General features: G+C 54.7%; 17 protein-coding genes. 13 read left to right on the forward strand and 4 right to left on the reverse strand.

Translation table 11 applies throughout. The annotated features are described in order from the left end of the window. The first annotated feature begins 124 nt into the window (after positions 1-124). The 5 genes from CU041_RS08450 (at position 125) to CU041_RS08470 (ending at position 3,121) form a co-directional block, all read left to right on the forward strand. Positions 125-730, forward strand: coding sequence for a prolyl-tRNA synthetase associated domain-containing protein (locus CU041_RS08450; RefSeq protein ID WP_228194738.1), 606 nt, complete (start codon positions 125-127; stop codon positions 728-730). A 135-nt stretch (positions 731-865) separates the two neighbouring features. Then, positions 866-1,798, forward strand: a complete 933-nt coding sequence (gene trxA, locus CU041_RS08455) for a thioredoxin (protein ID WP_101246485.1) — start codon at positions 866-868, stop codon at positions 1,796-1,798. Beyond that, positions 1,795-2,484 carry an LON peptidase substrate-binding domain-containing protein gene (locus CU041_RS08460; RefSeq protein ID WP_101246486.1) on the forward strand — a complete coding sequence of 230 codons (690 nt, stop codon included), beginning with the start codon at positions 1,795-1,797 and terminating at the stop codon, positions 2,482-2,484. Before trxA (CU041_RS08455) ends, CU041_RS08460 begins: the two co-directional genes overlap by 4 nt. Before the next feature lie 49 nt (positions 2,485-2,533). Beyond that, a complete protein-coding gene (locus tag CU041_RS08465) occupies positions 2,534-2,722 on the forward strand; it encodes a Trm112 family protein (protein ID WP_101246487.1) in 189 nt (62 codons plus the stop codon). Between the two features lie 15 nt (positions 2,723-2,737). Further along, positions 2,738-3,121, forward strand: coding sequence for a gamma-butyrobetaine hydroxylase-like domain-containing protein (locus CU041_RS08470; protein WP_101246488.1), 384 nt, complete (start codon positions 2,738-2,740; stop codon positions 3,119-3,121). A 104-nt stretch (positions 3,122-3,225) separates the two neighbouring features. On the opposite strand, the gene CU041_RS08475 is transcribed toward CU041_RS08470, so the two are convergent. Both CU041_RS08475 and ubiH read right to left on the reverse strand, forming a co-directional pair. Further along, positions 3,226-3,882, reverse strand: a complete 657-nt coding sequence (locus tag CU041_RS08475) for an OmpW/AlkL family protein (RefSeq protein WP_101246489.1) — start codon at positions 3,880-3,882, stop codon at positions 3,226-3,228. A 144-nt stretch (positions 3,883-4,026) separates the two neighbouring features. Beyond that, positions 4,027-5,250: a 2-octaprenyl-6-methoxyphenyl hydroxylase gene (gene ubiH / locus CU041_RS08480; protein WP_101246490.1), complete on the reverse strand. Its 1,224-nt coding sequence runs from the start codon at positions 5,248-5,250 to the stop codon at positions 4,027-4,029. 597 nt (positions 5,251-5,847) lie between these two features. On the opposite strand from ubiH, the gene CU041_RS08485 reads away from it, so the two are divergent. The 8 genes from CU041_RS08485 to CU041_RS08520 all read left to right on the forward strand — a co-directional run bounded on the left by CU041_RS08485 (position 5,848) and on the right by CU041_RS08520 (position 18,009). Beyond that, entirely contained in the window at positions 5,848-6,186 is a 339-nt protein-coding gene (locus CU041_RS08485; protein ID WP_007088725.1) for a P-II family nitrogen regulator, read from the forward strand. Positions 6,187-6,210: 24 nt separating this feature from the next. Next, on the forward strand, positions 6,211-7,539 hold the full coding sequence (amt, locus tag CU041_RS08490; RefSeq protein ID WP_101246491.1) for an ammonium transporter: 1,329 nt from the start codon (positions 6,211-6,213) through the stop codon (positions 7,537-7,539). 334 nt (positions 7,540-7,873) lie between these two features. Beyond that, on the forward strand, positions 7,874-9,112 hold the full coding sequence (locus CU041_RS08495; RefSeq protein WP_101246492.1) for an ammonium transporter: 1,239 nt from the start codon (positions 7,874-7,876) through the stop codon (positions 9,110-9,112). A 200-nt stretch (positions 9,113-9,312) separates the two neighbouring features. Continuing rightward, complete coding sequence (locus CU041_RS08500) at positions 9,313-10,503, forward strand: aminotransferase class I/II-fold pyridoxal phosphate-dependent enzyme (RefSeq protein WP_101246493.1); 1,191 nt, start codon at positions 9,313-9,315, stop codon at positions 10,501-10,503. 60 nt (positions 10,504-10,563) lie between these two features. After that, positions 10,564-13,017, forward strand: a complete 2,454-nt coding sequence (locus tag CU041_RS08505) for a DNA translocase FtsK (RefSeq protein WP_101246494.1) — start codon at positions 10,564-10,566, stop codon at positions 13,015-13,017. Between the two features lie 307 nt (positions 13,018-13,324). Next, complete coding sequence (locus tag CU041_RS08510) at positions 13,325-15,010, forward strand: methyl-accepting chemotaxis protein (protein WP_101246495.1); 1,686 nt, start codon at positions 13,325-13,327, stop codon at positions 15,008-15,010. Positions 15,011-15,193: 183 nt separating this feature from the next. Continuing rightward, positions 15,194-16,588 carry a C4-dicarboxylate transporter DcuC gene (gene dcuC, locus CU041_RS08515; protein WP_101246496.1) on the forward strand — a complete coding sequence of 465 codons (1,395 nt, stop codon included), beginning with the start codon at positions 15,194-15,196 and terminating at the stop codon, positions 16,586-16,588. 44 nt (positions 16,589-16,632) lie between these two features. Then, a complete protein-coding gene (locus CU041_RS08520) occupies positions 16,633-18,009 on the forward strand; it encodes a lyase family protein (RefSeq protein ID WP_101246497.1) in 1,377 nt (458 codons plus the stop codon). Here CU041_RS08520 and CU041_RS08525 read toward each other — a convergent pair. Together CU041_RS08525 and trxA (CU041_RS08530) are read right to left on the reverse strand one after the other, a co-directional pair. Then, complete coding sequence (locus CU041_RS08525; RefSeq protein WP_101246498.1) at positions 17,997-18,935, reverse strand: LysR family transcriptional regulator; 939 nt, start codon at positions 18,933-18,935, stop codon at positions 17,997-17,999. The genes CU041_RS08520 and CU041_RS08525 overlap by 13 nt on opposite strands. Before the next feature lie 205 nt (positions 18,936-19,140). Further along, positions 19,141-19,461 (reverse strand): thioredoxin TrxA, encoded by a 321-nt coding sequence (trxA, locus tag CU041_RS08530; RefSeq protein ID WP_101246499.1) that lies wholly within the window; start codon positions 19,459-19,461, stop codon positions 19,141-19,143. Positions 19,462-19,545: the final 84 nt, after the last annotated feature.

Below are 19,545 nucleotides of genomic sequence, written 5' to 3' on the forward strand. Positions count from 1 at the left end.
TTTGTTTCCTGCCCCTGTGGAGCGGCGCGGATAATAGCCCAACAAAGAGCGATTGCAACCCTTTTTTCCACGAAATCGTAACATTGCAAATTTTGGCGGTTTTCCTTGACTTTACGAGGTCCAATTGCCGAAATCCGACCGTGCCGACGCAAATTTGCGTCCCGTTCCGAACTTGGCTATCTTCGCGCACTACATCCGCAAGGGAAAGAGCATGAGCGATCCATCAACCGTACTTTTCGATCAGCTGGCAAAATTGGGAATCGAAACGACGACTCACGAGCATGTTCCGCTTTTTACGGTCGAGGATTCGCAAAAGCTGCGCGGGGATCTGCCGGGCCTTCATTCCAAGAACCTTTTTGTCAAAGACAAGAAAGGGGCGATGTGGCTGGTCGTGGCCGAGGAAGAAACGGAAATCCGCATGAACCACCTGCACAAACGGCTGGGCTGTGCACGCCTGTCTTTTGGCAAACCGGAATTGCTGATCGAAACATTGGGGGTCAAACCGGGCTCTGTCACCCCCTTTGCGCTGATCAATGACCGGGAACGACAGGTCAATCTGGCGCTGGATGCGAAGCTGGCCAGGGGCGATGTTTTGAATTTTCACCCCTTGCGAAATGACCGCACCACGACAATTTCGTCCCAAGACCTGTTGAAATTCATCGACTCCCTAGGCTACGAAGCCCTGGTCATTGATTTCGACGCAGAACCGGAACCGGCAGCCCCTAACTGAATGGCGGACACCTAAGGTAAACCCTTATAAATACTTATATTTAACTATAGTAATACACCTATTTCACATGCCTGCCTCTTGTCGTCCGGGCACGGCGGCATCATCTAGAATTTCAGAATTAGCGAGTGACCTACTATGTCGATTATTCTTGACGCGAATGCGCCTGAGACCGCCACCAATCAGAATCAGGCTTCTGACCTGATCAAGGACAGCAGTGTAGAAACGTTTGTCCAGGACGTGATCGAGCCTTCCATGGAAGTTCCCGTGGTGGTCGATTTCTGGGCACCGTGGTGTGGTCCGTGCAAAAACCTGACGCCGGTGATTGAAAAAGTCACCCGCGAAGCTGGCGGTCGCGTAAAGCTCGTCAAAATCAACATTGATGAAAACCAGGAACTGGCGATGCAGCTGCGCATCCAGTCGGTTCCGACTGTCTATGCCTTCAAGGGCGGTCGCCCGGTTGACGGTTTTCAGGGTGGTCAGCCCGAAAGCGAAGTGCGCGCCTTTTACGAGCGCCTTGCCGGTGGCCCGATCGAAAGCCCGGTCGAAGCACTTCTTGAGCAAGCAGCCACCGCCCTTGCCAATGATGACATCCAGTCGGCCTATGGCCTTTACGGTGGCGTTCTTGAACGGGATGGCGAAGGCGAAAACGAACAGGCCACAGGTGGCGTGATCCGTTGTCTGGTCGCGATGGAAGAACTTGAAGCAGCGCGCCAGTATGTCGATGACATGCCAGAACAGCTGCGCCTGAAAGGCCCGGTCAGCGAAGCCATCAGCGCGCTTGAACTGGCCGAGACGGGCGTATCGGGGGATGACCTTGAAGAAGCCCGCGCACGGGCCGAAGCCAACCCCGATGATTTGCAGGCACAGTTTGATTACGGCATGGCGTGCTTTGCTGCCAATCAGCGCGATGCCGCCGTCGATGCCATGATCAAGATCATTCGCACCGATCGGCAATGGAACGAGGATGCAGGACGCACACAGCTCCTGAAGTTTTTTGAAGCCTGGGGCCCGATGGATCCTGCCAGTGTTGCCGGACGCCGGGCCCTATCGACGGTACTGTTTTCATGAGCATATGCGGTCCATTTGATCCGGCCTTTTCGGATCTTCCTGATGTCATGCCGGTTTTCCCGCTTAGTGGTGCGCTTTTACTGCCGCGCGGGCATTTGCCGCTGAATATATTCGAGCCACGCTACATGAATATGGTGGCCGACGCATTGGGACAGGACCGCATTTTCGGGATGATTCAACCGCGCCCCGACCAGCATAAAAACTATTTCATGGACCCGGACCATCCGGAAATCTTTTCGACCGGATGTGCCGGGCGCATTACCGCCTTCAGCGAAACCGACGATGGCCGGTTTCTGATCACGCTGACCGGCGTATGCCGCTTTAACGTGATCGAGGAATTGCCTTGTACCGATGGCGGATATCGCACGGTCCGCGGCGATTTTTCCCCATGGAAAGACGATCTGGATATCCCGGCCGATGACACCCCGATCAATCGCGACCGGCTGCGCATCGCACTTGAGGCCTATTTTGCCCAGCATTCCCTGCGATCATGCTGGGATACACTGGCCGACAGCGATGATGAAATGCTGATTACGACCATTTCGATGGGGTGTCGGCTCAGTCCGCTTGAAAAACAGGCTTTGCTCGAATGCACAACCTTGTATGATCGGGGCGATATGCTGACCACGCTGCTTGAAATGGCGGTCCATGCTGGCCCCAAACAGGTACATGGCAGCGCCAATTGATTGTCCATGCCATCCTTTGTGATGGCACCCGAACCCAAAGGCCGAATTCATGACTGCGACCCACAGCCCGGTAGACCCGAAACTGCTTGAAATCCTTGTCTGCCCGGTAACCAAGCAGGCGCTTGAATATGATCGTGAAAACAACGAACTGATCAGCCCGAAGGCCGGTCTGGCCTATCCGATCCGTGACGGCATTCCGATCATGTTGCCCGACGAAGCCCGCCCGATCGAAGACTGATCAGATCAGGCCATCATGTCACAGGACGGCTTCACACCGGAATTCACCCCCGTCGAGATCAATTATCTGCGCGATGACCGCATTCTTGAGGTCATCTGGGATGACGGCGTATCGACACGTCTAAGCGCAGAGCTTCTGCGTGTTGAAAGCCCGTCCGCCGAAGTGCAGGGCCATCACCCGTCCGAGAAAAAGATCATCGCCGGACGTCGACATGTCGGGATCATCGATATTGCGCCAGTCGGCAATTATGCCGTGCGCATCGGCTTTGATGACCTGCATGATAGCGGACTTTACAGTTGGCAATATCTGCGCGAATTGCACGACAAGAAGGATACGCTGTGGGCGGATTACCTTGCCGCACTTGAAGCACGCGGCCTGTCGCGCGATCCGAAGCGCTAACCTGCAAACTTTCCCGTCATTCATGACCAATAAAAAACGGCCCTGCCAGCGGCAGGACCGTTTTTGCGTCTTCAGACCGTGACACTTTGTGTCACAGATCGAAATCAGAAGCGATAGCCAACACCAACGCCGAAGACCCATGGGTCAAGATGTGCTTTGGAGGTATTCGCACCGTTATTGATGCTGACATCGGTATCAAGGAAGATTTTCTTCACATCGAAGTTAACCGACCACGGACCGGAAATGGCATAGTCAAAACCGGCCTGGAACGCGTAACCGAAACCATCGTCATATTTGACCGAGTTGAACTGACCCGGCTTGGAATCGTAGAAGAAGGTATAGTTGATACCTGCACCGACATACGGGCTCCAACGGCTTTCCGGCATGAAGTGATATTGCAGAGTCAAGGTCGGCGGTAACAGGCGAACCGAGCCGGCGTCCAGATTAGGGTTCTGCCAGTCAAGATCATGCTTGGTCGTTGCTGCAATCAGCTCAAGCGCCAGGTTGTTGGTCAGGAAGTATGAAAAATCGACTTCCGGCACGACGTCATTGCTCAGCTTACCTTCACCGCTGCCAATCGTATCGTCATAAGTGTCTTCATCCGGTACCATCGCAATACCGCGAGCACGAATAACAATGTCACCAGCCTGTTTGGTTTTGAATTCTGCGGACTGTGCATAGGCCACATTGCCGGTAAGCAAGGCCGCTGCCATCAGGCCACCCAATGCAGTCGCGCCCATCGTTTTCTTCAAGAATGACATTGTCTGTCCCCTTTTTCCGTAGTTCAGATCGAAGGGGACATTGCGCCTTTCTGATTGATGACTTGTTGACACATATCAACAGTCACTGACTAAAAACGACAGTGTTTTGAATGGTTTTAAATGAACATTGATCAGTAATGACCGTTAAAGCGACTTGCCCTGCATCAATTTCGGCAGTGTTCCGGCATAGCCCATGGCATGGGACATGAAGGTCTTTTTAAGCGGCGGGATTTTCTGAACCACTGCCAGACCGATATCGCGTGCCCAGCGTATCGGGGCAATGTCATTGGAAAACAGCCGGTTGGTCAGATCGGTCACCGCCAACATCACCGTATTGTCGAACCGGCGCCATTGTTCATATTCGGCCAGCACATCGGCACTGCCGATATCACGGCCCAGACGGCGCGCATTGACCAGGATTTCGGCAAGAACCGCAACATCGCGGATTCCCATATTCAGGCCCTGACCGGCAATCGGATGCATGCCATGTGCCGCATCCCCGATCAGCGCAATGCGATCCTGGGTATAGTGATAGGCATGCTGAAGCCCGAGCGGATAACAGAAGCGCGGCCCGACAACTTCCAGATCACCAAGATAGCCGTCGAAACGACGATGCAATTCATCAACAAAGGTTTCTTCGTCAAGATTGACCAGATAATTGGCAAGGTCAGTCCCCTCGGTCCAGACGATTGAACAGCGGTTATCGGTCATTGGCAGGATGGCAAACGGACCGGCCGGCAGGAAATGCTCGACCGCCAGACCATTGTGGGGCTGCTTGTGCTTGACCGTGCAGACCACCGCACTTTGCTTGTAGCTCCACTGATAGGTTTTGATGCCTGCCCATTTGCGCAGCATCGAATTGCGGCCTTCGGCCCCGACAGCCAGAGGTGCGCGTACAGAACGGCCATCATCAAGGGTGATGGTCATGCCGCCCTGGTCACGCGCAATTTCAGAAACACGGGCTGGTGCAATCATTTCCACCAGATCGTTTTTGGCGATTGCACGATAAAGCGCCCCGCGGGTCACAAGGTTTTCAACAATATAACCCAGCGGCTCGTCACCAATATCGTGATGGTCGTAATGCAGGAAAAGCGGGCTTTGACCATCCGCGATCCGAATATCAAGGATCGGCTCGGCCTCGTCAGCCATATGTTTCCAGGCCCCGACCACATCAAGCACCGATTTGGACGCCGCAGCAATCGCACAGGTACGGCCATCGTAATTTGCACTCAGGATCGTTTTGGGATCTGCGTAATCGATCACAACCGACTTCATGCCCCCGTGGGCCAAAGCAAGCGCCATCGCCGCCCCGTTCAGACCACCGCCCAGAATGACGACATCGGTATGAAGTGCCTGTTGATCATGCATCTCGAAATATCCTGTTTCAGTCGGCTCCCTCGATCCCGCTGTCATACGACCTTTGATCACGGGACGGCGTTGACCTGACGCAATATTCATAACCGCAATTGATTACAGCCCATATTTACCCCGCCCGGAACGCCCCCACAACCCGCCCCGGTCACTCTGGCCCGGGAATTGTCATGTGATGATATTTACGGCGGTCTGCCCACGCCCGGATCACAGGCCAGATCCGCGACAGGCTCCCATTAAATAATGGCGGAATCCCGCCACCGCACAGACCACCCATCCCCGAAAAAGCGCCAATATCTGCGTAATCTGCGACCTGCCATCGCCTTGAGCTACAACAGGTTTTTGCTGTTGTATTTCTTTGATTAAAAAATATGCACATTTTTTAAACAGAAACAGATTCTGTGCATATTTTAATCCACCAATTCCATTGGAATGTTCTGGCTCAACTCAAACGATCTTTAAATTTTTCATTACAAATCAATTGTTTAACAGTTTTATTTTGAGTCTGGCACGATTCTTGGTTTGGAAACTGCGACTGCGAAATCGTGATTACCACGTTGGTACTCAACGGATATGCCGGGAGGTCGCAATATTATGAAACTTGTTACTGCTGTCATTAAGCCGTTCAAACTCGACGAAGTCCGCGAGGCGCTCAGCGCGCTTGGCGTTCAGGGTCTGACGGTCACCGAAGTTAAAGGTTTTGGCCGTCAGAAAGGCCAGACCGAAATTTATCGTGGTGCTGAATACATGGTCAGCTTCCTGCCGAAGGTGAAGCTGGAAGTCGCCATCACGGATAATCTGGTCGATCAGGTTGTCGAAGCCATCACCAAAACTGCTCAAACCGGGAAAATCGGGGACGGTAAGATTTTCGTTCTTGATGTGAGCCAGGCGGTCCGTATCCGTACTGGTGAAACCGGCGATGACGCCCTGTAAGTCCAGAGACAAGGGGAGACATTTATGACTATTTCCATGAAGAAAACCGGCCTTGCTGCTGTTGCAGCTACCGCCCTTCTGGCAATCGCTTCTCCGGCCTTTGCTCAGGACGCAGGCGTTTCGGCTGAGACCCAATACATTCTCAACACCTTCAGCTTCCTGTTCAGCGGCGCGCTGGTCATGTGGATGGCTGCTGGTTTTGCGATGCTGGAATCCGGCCTCGTTCGCACCAAGAACGTTTCGACCATTCTGTTCAAGAACATCGCGCTGTTTGCTGTTGCAGGTATCATGTATTACCTGATCGGCTACAACCTGATGTATATGGATGTTTCGGGCTGGATCGGCTCGCTCAGCCTCTGGAGCGCTGATGATGCAGCCGCTCTGGGTGGTGACTTCTCTGGCGGTTATTCTGCAACGTCTGACTGGTTCTTCCAGATGGTGTTCGTTGCAACCGCAGCTTCGATCGTTTCCGGTACTGTTGCCGAGCGCATCAAACTGTGGCCGTTCATGATCTTTGTCGTTGTTCTTACCGGCGTTCTGTACCCGATTACCGGTGCATGGACCTGGGGTGGCGGCTGGCTCTCGGAAATGGGCTTTGCTGACTTTGCCGGTTCGACCATCGTTCACTCGGTCGGCGGCTGGGCTGCTCTGACCGGTGCGATCATCCTTGGAGCACGTAAAGGCAAATATGGCGAAGACGGTTCGGTTCATCCGATGCCGGGTTCGAACCTTCCGCTTGCAACGCTCGGTACTTTCGTTCTGTGGCTCGGCTGGTTCGGCTTCAACGGTGGTTCCCAGCTTGCCATGGGTTCGGCTGCTGACGTTATCGCGATTGCCAACATCTATGGCAACACCTCGATGGCTGCTGCCGGCGGTGTGGTTGCTGCGGCGATCCTGACCCAGATCCTTTACAAAAAGGTCGACCTGACCATGGCACTTAACGGTGCGCTGGCTGGTCTGGTATCGATCACGGCTGGTCCGGACACCCCGACCATCGGTTCTGCCATCATCATTGGCGCAATCGGCGGCATTCTGGTTGTCATCGCGGTTCCGCTGCTCGACAAACTGAAAATCGACGATGTTGTCGGTGCGGTTTCGGTTCACCTTGTTTGCGGTATCTGGGGCACGCTTGCTGTTCCGTTCACCAATGACGGTGCATCGTTCGGTGTTCAGCTGACCGGTATCGTTGCAATGGGTGCCTTCACCATCGTTGCTTCGGCGATCGTCTGGCTCATCCTGAAGTTCACCATCGGTATCCGCCTGTCTGAAGAAGACGAGGCAATGGGTTCGGATGCTGCTGAACTTGGTCTGGAAGCATACCCGGAATTCGGTAAGGGTTCCCAGCGCTTCTAAGCAAACAGATTTCCTGACGGGTATCGGGTTCGCCCGATACCCTGCCTGTCAGACCAACTGGCCCGCCCGGGATGCATCCCAGGCGGGCTTTTTGTATGCAGTGCTGCCTTTTTGGGCAGCGATTTGGTCACTGCGAAGGCAAAACCCGTTTTTCACAGCAGTCGCACATCCCCCACCCCGAGCGACGATTTCGACGCCAGACCGTTGATGCTGCTGGCCTGATGGCGGTTCGAACCATTTCTGGCACGAAAATTGATCTTGGCAGCTCCGAACCAGAGTCCGGCTGCCCCGAAAAGACCGGACCGAGAGGAAACGCTATAAAGGGGGATGCCTTATGGAGGCCTTCCAGACTGCCTCGGACGTGTTTTTCGTCCTGATGGGCGCCATTATGGTGCTTGCGATGCATGCCGGTTTTGCCTTTCTTGAAGTCGGCACCGTGCGAAAAAAGAACCAGGTCAATGCTCTGGTTAAGATCATTGTCGATTTTGCCGTTTCGACAATCGCCTATTTCTTTGTCGGATACAGCATCGCCTATGGTGTTGATTTCCTTACAAGTGCTGCTGTATTGAGCGGCCATGCAGGCAGCGACGGCGTGCCTGTTTTTGCCTCAAGCGGTTATGATCTTGTCAAATTCTTCTTCCTGCTGACATTCGCCGCAGCAATCCCGGCCATCATTTCAGGTGGCATCGCGGAACGCGCACGTTTCTATCCGCAGCTTCTTGCGACGGCCATTCTGGTCGGTGTGTGCTATCCGCTGTTTGAAGGCATGGTCTGGAACAACAATTTCGGTTTCCAGGACATGATCGAAGCCACATTTGGCGCGCCGTTCCATGATTTTGCAGGATCCATCGTCGTGCACGCGGTCGGGGGCTGGATCGCACTTGGGGCTGTCATCAGCCTTGGCGTTCGGCGCGGTCGTTACAGCAAAACCGGCGGACTGATCGGTATTCCGCCGTCCAATATTCCGTTCCTGGCACTGGGATCGTGGGTTCTGTGCGTGGGCTGGTTCGGCTTTAACGTCATGTCCGCACAATCGGTTTCGGGTATTACCGGTCTTGTTGCCGTGAATTCGCTGATGGCAATGGTTGGCGGCATTTTGACCGCACTGTTTGCCGGGCGCAACGATCCGGGCTTTGTCCATAACGGTGCCCTTGCCGGGCTTGTCGCGGTTTGCGCCGGGTCCGATGTCATGCATCCGATCGGGGCATTGGTGACCGGCGGGCTTGCCGGAGTTCTGTTTGTCTGGGGCTTTAACCAGTGTCAGGCCAAATGGAAAATCGATGATGTTCTGGGTGTCTGGCCGTTGCATGGCATGTGTGGCCTGCTGGGTGGTATTGCATGCGGTATCTTTGGTCTTGAGGCCCTTGGCGGCATGGGCGGCGTGTCGCTTGGCGCGCAGCTTGCCGGATCGTTGATCGGGGTTGCCTTTGCCACGATTGCCGGCTTTGTCGTGTATGGCGCGATCAAGAAAACCGTCGGGTTCCGTCTTTCCGAAGAAGACGAATTTGATGGCGCGGATATTTCGATTCATAAAATCGGCGCCTATCCCGAGGATGACCTGCGGGCAAGCTAAGACCGCCCCGACATCCCGAGAAGATTTTTCAAAGCCCGGAAAGCCAGCCTTTCCGGGCTTTTTGCACCTTTGTCGCCGGTCTCTTAAATCTTTCTTTGCACTTTTGGCATAGGGGTAAAGTCAGGGGAATTTACCCATATTCTGCATAACGGCCGCGTTCAGTGTGACGGGGCACAGATCAAGCTGGATTGACGACGACCATGTTTAACGAACGCCTGGATCAATTGCCTGCCTATCCGTTTCCGCGACTGGCGGCCCTGCTTGACGGGATCGAACCCGGGCAATCCCCGCTGGTGATGTCGATTGGCGAACCGCAACATGAACCCCCGGCAATGATCACCGAGGCGATGGTCAAACACGCATCGCTTTGGCACAAATATCCGCCCGGTTCCGGCACACCCGAATTGCGCGACGCCATCAAAAACTGGCTTGATCGCCGCTATAACCTGCCGACCGGCATGATCCATCGCGATGACCATGTCTTGCCCGTCGCAGGCACGCGTGAAGCCCTTTATCTGATTGCCACCACCGTCATTCCGCAAGATCAGCCGGGCCAAAAGCCCAAGGTGCTGCTGCCCAACCCGTTTTATCAGGTCTATTGCGGCGCAGCGGTTCTGAATGACGCGGAAATGGTGCCGCTGGCGGCCGGTCCTGAGACCGGTTTTCTGCCTGATCTTGATCTGATTGACGAGGCGACACTTGATGCCTGTCGGCTGTTTTTCCTGTGTTCGCCCGCCAATCCGCAAGGCGCGATCGCATCGGCCGACTATATCGAACGCATGATCAATCTGGCGCGCAAGCATGATTTCGTTCTGGCGATGGATGAATGCTACGCCGATATCTATGACCGCGAAGCACCGGTCGGCGCCCTTGAAATCTGTGCCAAACAGGGCGGAAACATGGACAATGTCCTTGTGTTCCACAGCCTGTCGAAACGATCCAGCGCACCGGGCCTGCGATCCGGTTTTGTCGCCGGGGATGCCAAAATCGTCAAACGCTTTACCGCCTTGCGCAGCTATTGTTCAGCGACCATTCCGATGCCGATCATGGCCGCATCGGTGGATTTGTGGAATGACGATGCCCATGCCGAGGCAAACCGGGATCTGTATCGTGCCAAGATCGATGTCGCGGCCGAAGTTTTCGGCAACCGGTTTGGCTTTTACCGCCCGCCCGGGGGATTTTTCCTGTGGCTTGATGTCGGCGATGACGAAGCAGCGACCAAAAAGATCTGGAAGGAAGCCGGGGTTAAGGTCATCCCGGGCAGTTACCTTTCGATCACCGACAAGAACGGCCACAATCCGGGCAAACAGTTTATCCGCATTGCCCTTGTCCATGATCTTGCAACCACACGCGACGGGCTGACGCGGATTGCCGGGGCGCTTGAAAGCTAAGCCTTTCGCGCCCTTGCCATCATTCACCCCAAACAGGACTTAACCAGAACGGATACCCAGATGAGCAGTCAGTCGAACACTCTTGGAACCGCGTTTATGCCCGGCAGTCTCGTGACTTTGCTGAAGCGTAGCGGTTTGCGGATTTGCGGCCTTGGTCTGGTTTTCATTGCCATTGCCCTGTTCATCATGCTGATCGGGTTCCATCCGGGCGATCCGTCCTTTAACCACGCCACAGACCGCGGACCGATTTTCAACCCGCTGGGAATTGTCGGCGCCTATGGGGCGGATCTGATGCTCCGCACGCTTGGTCTTGCATCGGCGCTTCTGACGGTTCTGATGCTGGGCTGGGGATTGCGCCTGATTGCGGTCAAACCGTTCAGCTGGATGTGGGTGCGGTTTCTGGTTCTGCCGCTTGCGCTGTTGCTGGTTGCCATTTCAGCAGCCGCGATCCAGCCGGGCATGCATTGGCCGCTGACCGTGGGTCTTGGCGGGTTTGCCGGGGATCTATTGCTGGCAAAGCTTCAATCCGGATTTGCCATGATCGGCGTTCCCGGGGCACGCGCGCTGATTGCGCTGACATCCATGATCCTTGGCTTTGTTCTGACGATCTATTGCATGGCCTATTCTCTGTCGGATTGGGAACGCCTGGGCGGGGTTCTGTCCTATGCCGCGGGCAAGGTGATTGCCGGCATTCGCGCCGTCATCCCGCATGGCAGCAATGACGAGCCGATTTCCAAACGCGCCCCCGGATCGCGTCAGGAACCGTCACTTGATAAATCGAAATCCAAGCTGGGTTCGGCCATTTCGACCCGCAAGTCGGAACCGAAACTGGCCCCCGATGACAGTGATGACGACGATTTTGATGATGACAGCGTCGATAACGAACCGCCGGTCCATATCGTCGCCGCACCGGCTGCCAAGCTGCAACCAAGCCAGAAGGCCGCCGCCCAGCGCCAGGCATCCTTTGATCTTGGCTCGGATGAATATCGCTTCCCGCCGCTTGATCTGCTGCACGAGCCCGACCCGGCCGATGCCGCCCAGATTGATCAGGAAGCCCTGGCACAGAATGCCCGTCTGCTTGAAACCGTTCTTCAGGACTTTGGCGTAAAGGGTGAAATCGTTCAGGTCCGCCCGGGTCCGGTTGTGACCCTTTATGAACTCGAACCGGCCGCAGGTGTGAAGTCATCGCGCGTGATCGGCCTTGCCGATGATATTGCGCGGTCCATGAGTGCGATTGCCGCCCGTGTCGCCGTGGTGCCGGGCCGCAACGTGATTGGTATCGAATTGCCAAATGCGCGTCGCGAAACCGTGCATCTGCATGAAATTCTGGCATCGAGCGACTTTGACAAGAATACCGGCAAGCTCAATATGAGTCTGGGCAAGGATATCGGCGGCACCCCGGTGATTGCCGACCTTGCGAAAATGCCGCACTTGCTGATTGCCGGTACGACCGGTTCGGGTAAATCGGTCGGGGTGAACGCAATGATCCTGTCATTGCTTTATCGTCTGAAGCCCGAAGAATGCCGCTTTATCATGATTGACCCGAAAATGCTGGAACTGTCGATCTATGACGGCATCCCGCATCTTCTGACCCCGGTTGTGACCGACCCGCACAAGGCAGTCGTCGCCCTTAAATGGGCAGTGCGCGAAATGGAAGACCGTTATCGCGCCATGAGTCAGGTGGGCGTGCGTAACATTGCCGGATACAACAAACGCATCAAGGAAGCAGCCGCCAAGGGCGAACAGCTTACGCGCCGGGTTCAGACCGGCTTTGATCCGGAAACCGGCAAACCGATCTTTGAAGATCAGGAACTGCCGATGGAGCCGCTGCCCTTTATCGTCATCATCGTTGACGAGATGGCCGACCTGATGCTGGTGGCGGGCAAGGATGTCGAAGCATCGATCCAGCGTCTGGCACAGATGGCCCGTGCGGCGGGTCTGCATCTGATCATGGCGACACAGCGTCCGTCGGTGGACGTGATCACCGGTACGATCAAGGCGAACTTCCCGACGCGTATTTCCTATTCCGTGACCTCGAAAATTGATTCGCGCACCATCCTTGGTGAAATGGGCGCCGAACAGCTTCTGGGGCAAGGCGACATGCTTTACATGGGTCAGGGTGGCCGTTTGCAGCGTGTTCATGGCCCGTTTGTATCGGATGAAGAAGTCGAAAGCATCGTCAAGCATCTGCGCGATCAGGGCGATCCGGCCTATCTCGAAACCGTTACCGAAGAACCCGAAGAAGATCCGATGGCCGCCTATATGGGTGGCGGCAATGCCGGTGCCGGCGGGAACGGTTCGGATGATGATCTTTATAATCAGGCGGTCGGCATTGTCCTTCGCGAGAAAAAGGCATCTACCAGCTTCATCCAGCGCAAACTGTCGATCGGTTATAACCGTGCTGCCCGCATCATCGAACAGATGGAAGAAAACGGCGTGGTGTCTGCTGCCAACCATGTCGGCAAGCGCGAAGTGCTGATGGAAAACATGGATGGCAGCCCGTACGAATACTGATCACCAAGACGGGCCAGTACAACCGGGTGCTGTGGCCCCAAATACTCAAAAAAGGCGGACCTGATCGGGTCCGCCTTTTTTCATGTCCGGCCCGCGACATTCCGGCACGGATAATGGCAATCACCACGCGATTGGCCCGTTTGAACAGGAAGATGTGATTTATCATGAACTTGGCAAATATAATTTGAATTGTTTGCCATAGATCAGAGCACCCCGCGCGCGAATGCGCGAAACAGTGCACAACTGTTCACTGTCTTTCAGGGCATTTCACCTGAAATGCGCCACACCGCTATCAAATGGGTGCTATATGAAGCTTTCTGACTATTCGTTCGCGTGGAAGTTGCGCGGCGTCAATGTTGTGGTGGCGATTGCGCTGGCTGCGATGGCCGCGATCAATCTTTTGTCCTTGTACAACACCATGCTCAATGACCGTGAAGTCACCCTGCGATATGTGGTCGATCAGTCGGCAAGCATCATTGACGAATTTGCCAAGCGCGCCAAATCGGGCCTTCTTTCAGAAGAAGACGCGAAAAAGCAGGCACTTGAACTGGTTGCGGCACAGCGTTTTGACAATCACAACTATGTCTTTGTCACCGATCATGACGGCACCATGGTCATGCACCCGATGTCCCCTGCCCTCAATGGCAAAAGTGCCGCATCGGTCAAGGACCCGACCGGTGCAACCCCGATTGCCGATCTTGCCACGGCGGCACGCAATCCCGATGGCGGCTATGTCAGCTATGTCTGGCCCCATCCGGGCAGCAAGGAAAACGAACCCAAGCTGGCCTTTGCCAAACGCACACAGAATTGGGGTCTTGTGGTTGCAGCCGGTGTCTATACCGATGATGTCGAGGCAACCTTCTGGTCACGGGCCCAGGTCGATATCTTTACCCTGATTGCCATGATGGTGGTTATTGGCGGACTTGGTCTTGCGGTTGAACGCAGCACGACCGGACCGATGCGTAGCATCACCGATGCACTTTCGCGTCTGGCAAATGGTGACAAGTCGGTTGAAAACAATGCCATCGACCGCAAGGACGAAATCGGTGATCTGGCCCGGGCGCTTGAGGTCTTCCGCGCCAACCGCGAAGAAGCCGATCGCCTGCATCAGCAGCAGGAAGCCGCCAATGCCGCCGAACTTGCACGTGCCAAAAACGTCAATGACCGCATTGCCCGGTTCGAACAGGAAGTTGAAAGCAACCTGACGACAGTCAATGCCGCCCTTGCACAATTGCGCAGCACGGCGACCAGCATGGCCACGCAATCGGATCAAACCACCGTTCAGGCTGCCAATGTCGCCGCGGCAACCGAACAGGCCGCCACCAATGTCGACACGGTCGCATCGGCAGCCCAGCAACTTGCAAGCGCGATTGATGAAATCACCCTTCAGGTTGCGCGCAGTTCCGACATCGCACAATCGGGTGCAAACGAGGCCGATGATGCCAGCACGATCTTTGCCGAACTGGCAAATGCTTCGGACAGGATCGGCGAGGTTGTCGAACTGATCCAGTCCATCGCCGAACAGACCAACCTTCTGGCGCTTAATGCCACGATCGAAGCCGCACGGGCTGGCGAAGCAGGCAAAGGGTTTGCCGTGGTTGCCGCCGAGGTCAAAAACCTTGCCAACCAGACCACCCGTGCAACCGAAGACATTTCCGGACATATCAGCGGCATTCAGGACAGTACCCAGGGGGCACTGGGCGCGATCGAACATCTTTCGGCGCGGATGAAGGAATTGAACGAAGTCGCTGGCGGCATTGCTGCTGCGGTCAGTGAACAGGATGCCGCAACCGGGGAAATTGCCCGAAACGTTTCCGAAGCCGCATCCGGCACCAAGGAAGTCGCCCGCAATGTCGTTGGCCTGCGCAAATCGGCCGAGGAAGAACGTCATTCATCCACCGATGTTCTTGATGCATCCAACAGCCTTGGCGACAAGTCGCAGGCGCTTCTTGGTCAGATTAAGCAATTCCTGGTCGATATCCGGGCAGCCTGACGCAACAGCTACCGATTATCAAACCGGTACAAACCCGAAGGCAGGTCCACGCGACCTGCCTTTTTTGTTGCTGGTTTGCGTTATAGTTTATGCAAAAATGCGATCAACTTATCGCGTTATAGCAATATACACCCGGGCTGCTCCGCCCATAACGTGTGCGCGGAAACGTCTGGGAGGAAACCAATGATCGCATTAATAATTGCAATCGCTGTCACGGTGATTGCAGCAACACTCATAATCAAAAGATATCAGCCGCATACTGTTCTTCTGCTGTCAGGTTTGACGCTGTTTGCGGCAACCGCACTGTTTTTCCCTGAACAAAGTGTCATTTTCCGCAAAACCGATCCGACCGGCTGGACCGGGTTTGACATCTTTGAACATATTCACGGCATCATGTCATACCGGCTGGCCGGGCTTGGCCTGATCATTATGGCAGCTGGCGGTTTTGCCAAATATATGGACCATATCGGTGCAACCAACGCCATGGTCGATATCAGCATCAAGCCGCTTTCGCGCATTCACGCGCCTTATCTTGTTCTGGCAATCGGCTATGCGGTTGGTCAGGTCCTTAATATCTTTATCCCCAGTGCAGCCGGGCTTGCCATGCTGTTGCTGGTAACGCTGTATCCGACACTTGTGCGCCTTGGCGTCAGCAAGGCCGCAGCAGCAGCAATGATTGGCACCACATCGGTTCTTGATCTTGGTCCGGCATCTGGCACTGCAAACCTTGCGGCAAATACCGCCAATATCGATGTTGCAATCTTCTTTACCCAATATCAGATCCCGCTTGCGGCATTCATCATTCCGACGATCTGTGTTCTGACCTATTTCAGTGCCAAATATTTCGACAGCCGCGATGGTCACGTTGTTGTCGCGGGCCATTCCGCGCCGGTCGGAACAATGGATCCGGAACCGGTGGCACAATCGGCACCGGGCTTCTATGCATTGCTGCCGATTTTGCCACTGACCATGATCCTGATTTTCAGCAAGCTGTTCATCGCCCATATCGAAATCAGTGTGGTAACCGCAATGATCATGGGGGCGTTGCTTGGTCTTTTCTGTGAAATGATCCGCCTGCGCCATGACCTTCGTGAAGTTTTCAAGGGCTTTATGGTCTTCTTCAAGGGCATGGGAACGATGTTCTCGGGCATTATTTCGCTGATCATCTGTGCGGAATTCTTTGCCGGCGGCCTCAAGGCAATTGGTGCCATCGACTTCATGATTGTCACAGCCGAAAGCGCGGGCTTTGGTCTGGTCGGCATGATGTTTGTTGCCTGTATCCTTGTCGCGGTAACAGCCATTCTGACCGGTTCGGGCAATGCGGCATTCTTCTCGTTTGCCAATCTGGCACCGCAACTTACCGCCAGTTCGAGTGCCGGGGCGGTATCGCTTTTGCTGCCGCTGCAATTCACCGCGGGTATTGCGCGGTCATTGTCACCAGTATCCGGCGTTATCATTGCCGTATCCGAAGTTGCCGGATGTTCGCCAATTGACATCGTGAAACGAACGGCAATCCCGCTGGGTGGCGCGCTGATCGTCCTGTTCACTTACAATGTGCTGTTCCTGTCAGCCTCGTAACTTCTTCCATCTGCCTCTTCGATCCACGGACACGAGTAAACAAAATGACCAAGCTGACCACATTGCCAAATGACACCAAGGACCTGTTTTCCAAGCAGGCAACCTGGCAATCATGGCTAATGGTAGAAGGGGCACTTGCACAGGCACAGGGGGAAACAGGCATGATCCCCCTTGCCGCTTCCACTGAAATTCGGCGCCATATGCGCATTGAGGATTATGACCTTGATGCGCTTGAAGCCGAAATCACCCAAAGCATGTCACCGGTCATGGCGATCGTCCGTGCAATGGCCGCACGCTGTGACGGCGATGCCGGTGGATATGTGCATTGGGGTGCAACCACCCAGAACATCATCATTACCGGCAAGATGTTACAGTTGCGCAAGGCCCATACCCTGACGCTGGAGCGTCTTGGCCGTTGTTTGACCCTGTTATCGGATATGGCCCGCAAAACGGCCGACTGGCCGACAATTTCGCGCACCAACCGTCGTCAGGCCCTGCCCATCACATTCGGATACAAGGTTGCAGGCTGGATTGATGAATTTCAACGCTGTGTCGAACGCCTGATCGAAGTCGAAAAGCGGACCTTTGTTCTGACATTTGGCGGGGCAAGCGGTGCCATGCACAGCTATGGCCCGAACGGGTTTGCATTGTCTGCGAAACTGGCCGACATTTTGGGACTGGAAGTATCAGCGGTGCATTCGCGTGCCACCAATGACGGGCTTGGCGAATATGTCGCGGTATTGGGTTTGCTGGCCGTTGCCTGCGAACGCATGGGTAACGAGCTTTACACCCTTATGGCAAATGAATTTGGCGAAGTTTTTGAAAGACAAAGCGAAAATGTGGTTGGCAGCAGCACGATGCCCCACAAGACCAATCCGAAATATGTCGTCGCCTTGCTTGCCGAAAGTGCACATTTGCGCAACATGGTCGCCCCGGCACTTGAAGCATGCCGCCCCAGCCACGAAGGCGATGCGGCATTCAATTTCCGGCTTTATGACCTGCTTGATGCGGCGGGCATATCGGCGTACGGCGTTGTCACCCGTCTTGAGACGCTTTTGACCCATCTTGAATGCGACAAAGCTGCCATGTATCGCAATTTGATGATCAATCCGGCACCATTGATGTCGGAAAAAATCATGCTGGAACTGGCAAAATCAACCGGACGTCAGAACGCACATGACATCGTCCATCATGCGATTGTTGTCTCGGAACGTGATGCCACCAGTTTTGCCGACGCCCTGTGGCAGGAAAAGGAAGTTTCCAGCCATTTCAAGGACAAGACCACGCTTGCCGGTCTGCTTGATCCTGCGACCTACACCGGATGCAGTGCCGAAATTGCATCAAAACTTGCAAATGCGGGTGCAGAAAGCGCCGAAATGGTCGCCAAGCATGCCAGAAAGCTGTCTGGTCAGGACATCTGAACCGGGCGCACAGCCTGACCATAGACCGGATCATCTTCGCATCGGCGGGTCACATACTGTCTTAACAATTCCACGAAATGCATCGCCAACCGGTTGCGGCCGGCTGGCGGCATGACGCAGGCATAAGGCAACCAGAATTCCGGTGCGATCGGGCGCAGAACGGTCTTGGTTGAATCACTGAATGCGCTGTTGATCATATCCATCACGCCAAGCCCATAGCCGCTTTCAACGAATTTCGGCACCAGAAGGCTTGATCCGATTTCAAGACTGATATTGGGAAGTTTTCCGATGCTTTCAAACACACGATCAAGGCGCTGTCGCCAGATCTGATTGGCGCGCAAGGATACAAACGGTTCATCGGCAAAGGCTTCTGCCGGGACAATATCAAGTGCCGCCAGGGGATGGGAAATCGGCAATAAAACCTGTGTGCGGGCCTCAAGAATCGGTTCGATTCCGAGTTCGACCACGTTGTTTTTTACCGGCAGCGACAGCAATCCAAGATTATAGCGCCGCGACCCGACCTGGCTTTCGACGTCAGAACGGGTTCCGATATCGATCTTGCATTTCAAACCGGGATTTTCGTCACGCAGGATATCTATGACCGGCGGCAAAAGTGAGGCCCCGATCGGCCCGACCGTAATGATCCGCAGGGTTTCATCAATTTCGGCACGAATGTCGCGGGCAATTTTCGGAATTTCCTCGACCCCGTTAAGGATATGCTCGGCTTCCTGAAAAAAGCGTTCGCCTTCTGCCGTCAGGACAAGGCGCTGGTTGATCCGCTCAAACAGCTTGATCTTGAGTTCCGCCTCAAGGGTGGCAATCATCCGGCTTGCCGAAGACTGGCTAAGATTTGCGCTTGCCGCTGCTCCCGACAGGGTCCCTTGCAAGACCGTCAAACGAAATAGGCGTAGCGCTTTGAGGTTCATGGGAAGTCCGCAACAGTTCCGGGATGAATGGCCCTTACTTTTAGACCGGATACCCCAAATCCCGAAAGACAAAAGCACGGTATCCGACCGTTCCCGGGGCCATGGGCAGCGCGCGAAACAGCATTGATCTTTGTCGTAAAACCATCATGCCATGAAAAAAGGCGGGCCAGATTGGCCCGCCTCTTTGAATTCTTTGACCCGAAGATCAGATCGACTGGTTGATCCAGTCAACAAGTGCGCTTTTCGGAAGGGCGCCAACTTTCATTGCCGCAACTTCGCCGCCCTTGAAGATCATCAGGGTCGGGATGCCACGAACACCGTATTTCGCCGGGGTGTTCGGGTTTTCGTCGATATTTACCTTGGCGATCTTGAGCTTGCCGCCCAGTTCACCGGCAATTTCATCGAGGTAAGGCGCAATCTGCTTACACGGACCGCACCACTCAGCCCAGAAATCGACCAGAACCGGGTCGTTGGAACCCAGAACGTCGGAATCGAACGAACCGTCGGAGACTTTAATCGTGGTCATACTTTCAGATCCTAGTTGTTACGAGGCAAAGGGTTTCCCCGTTAACCTCGATCCGCTGTATGAGGCCAAGGTAGGCAGCACTGA

Origin of the sequence: Thalassospira povalilytica (assembly GCF_002844235.1) — a bacterium.
Classification (GTDB): domain Bacteria; phylum Pseudomonadota; class Alphaproteobacteria; order Rhodospirillales; family Thalassospiraceae; genus Thalassospira; species Thalassospira povalilytica.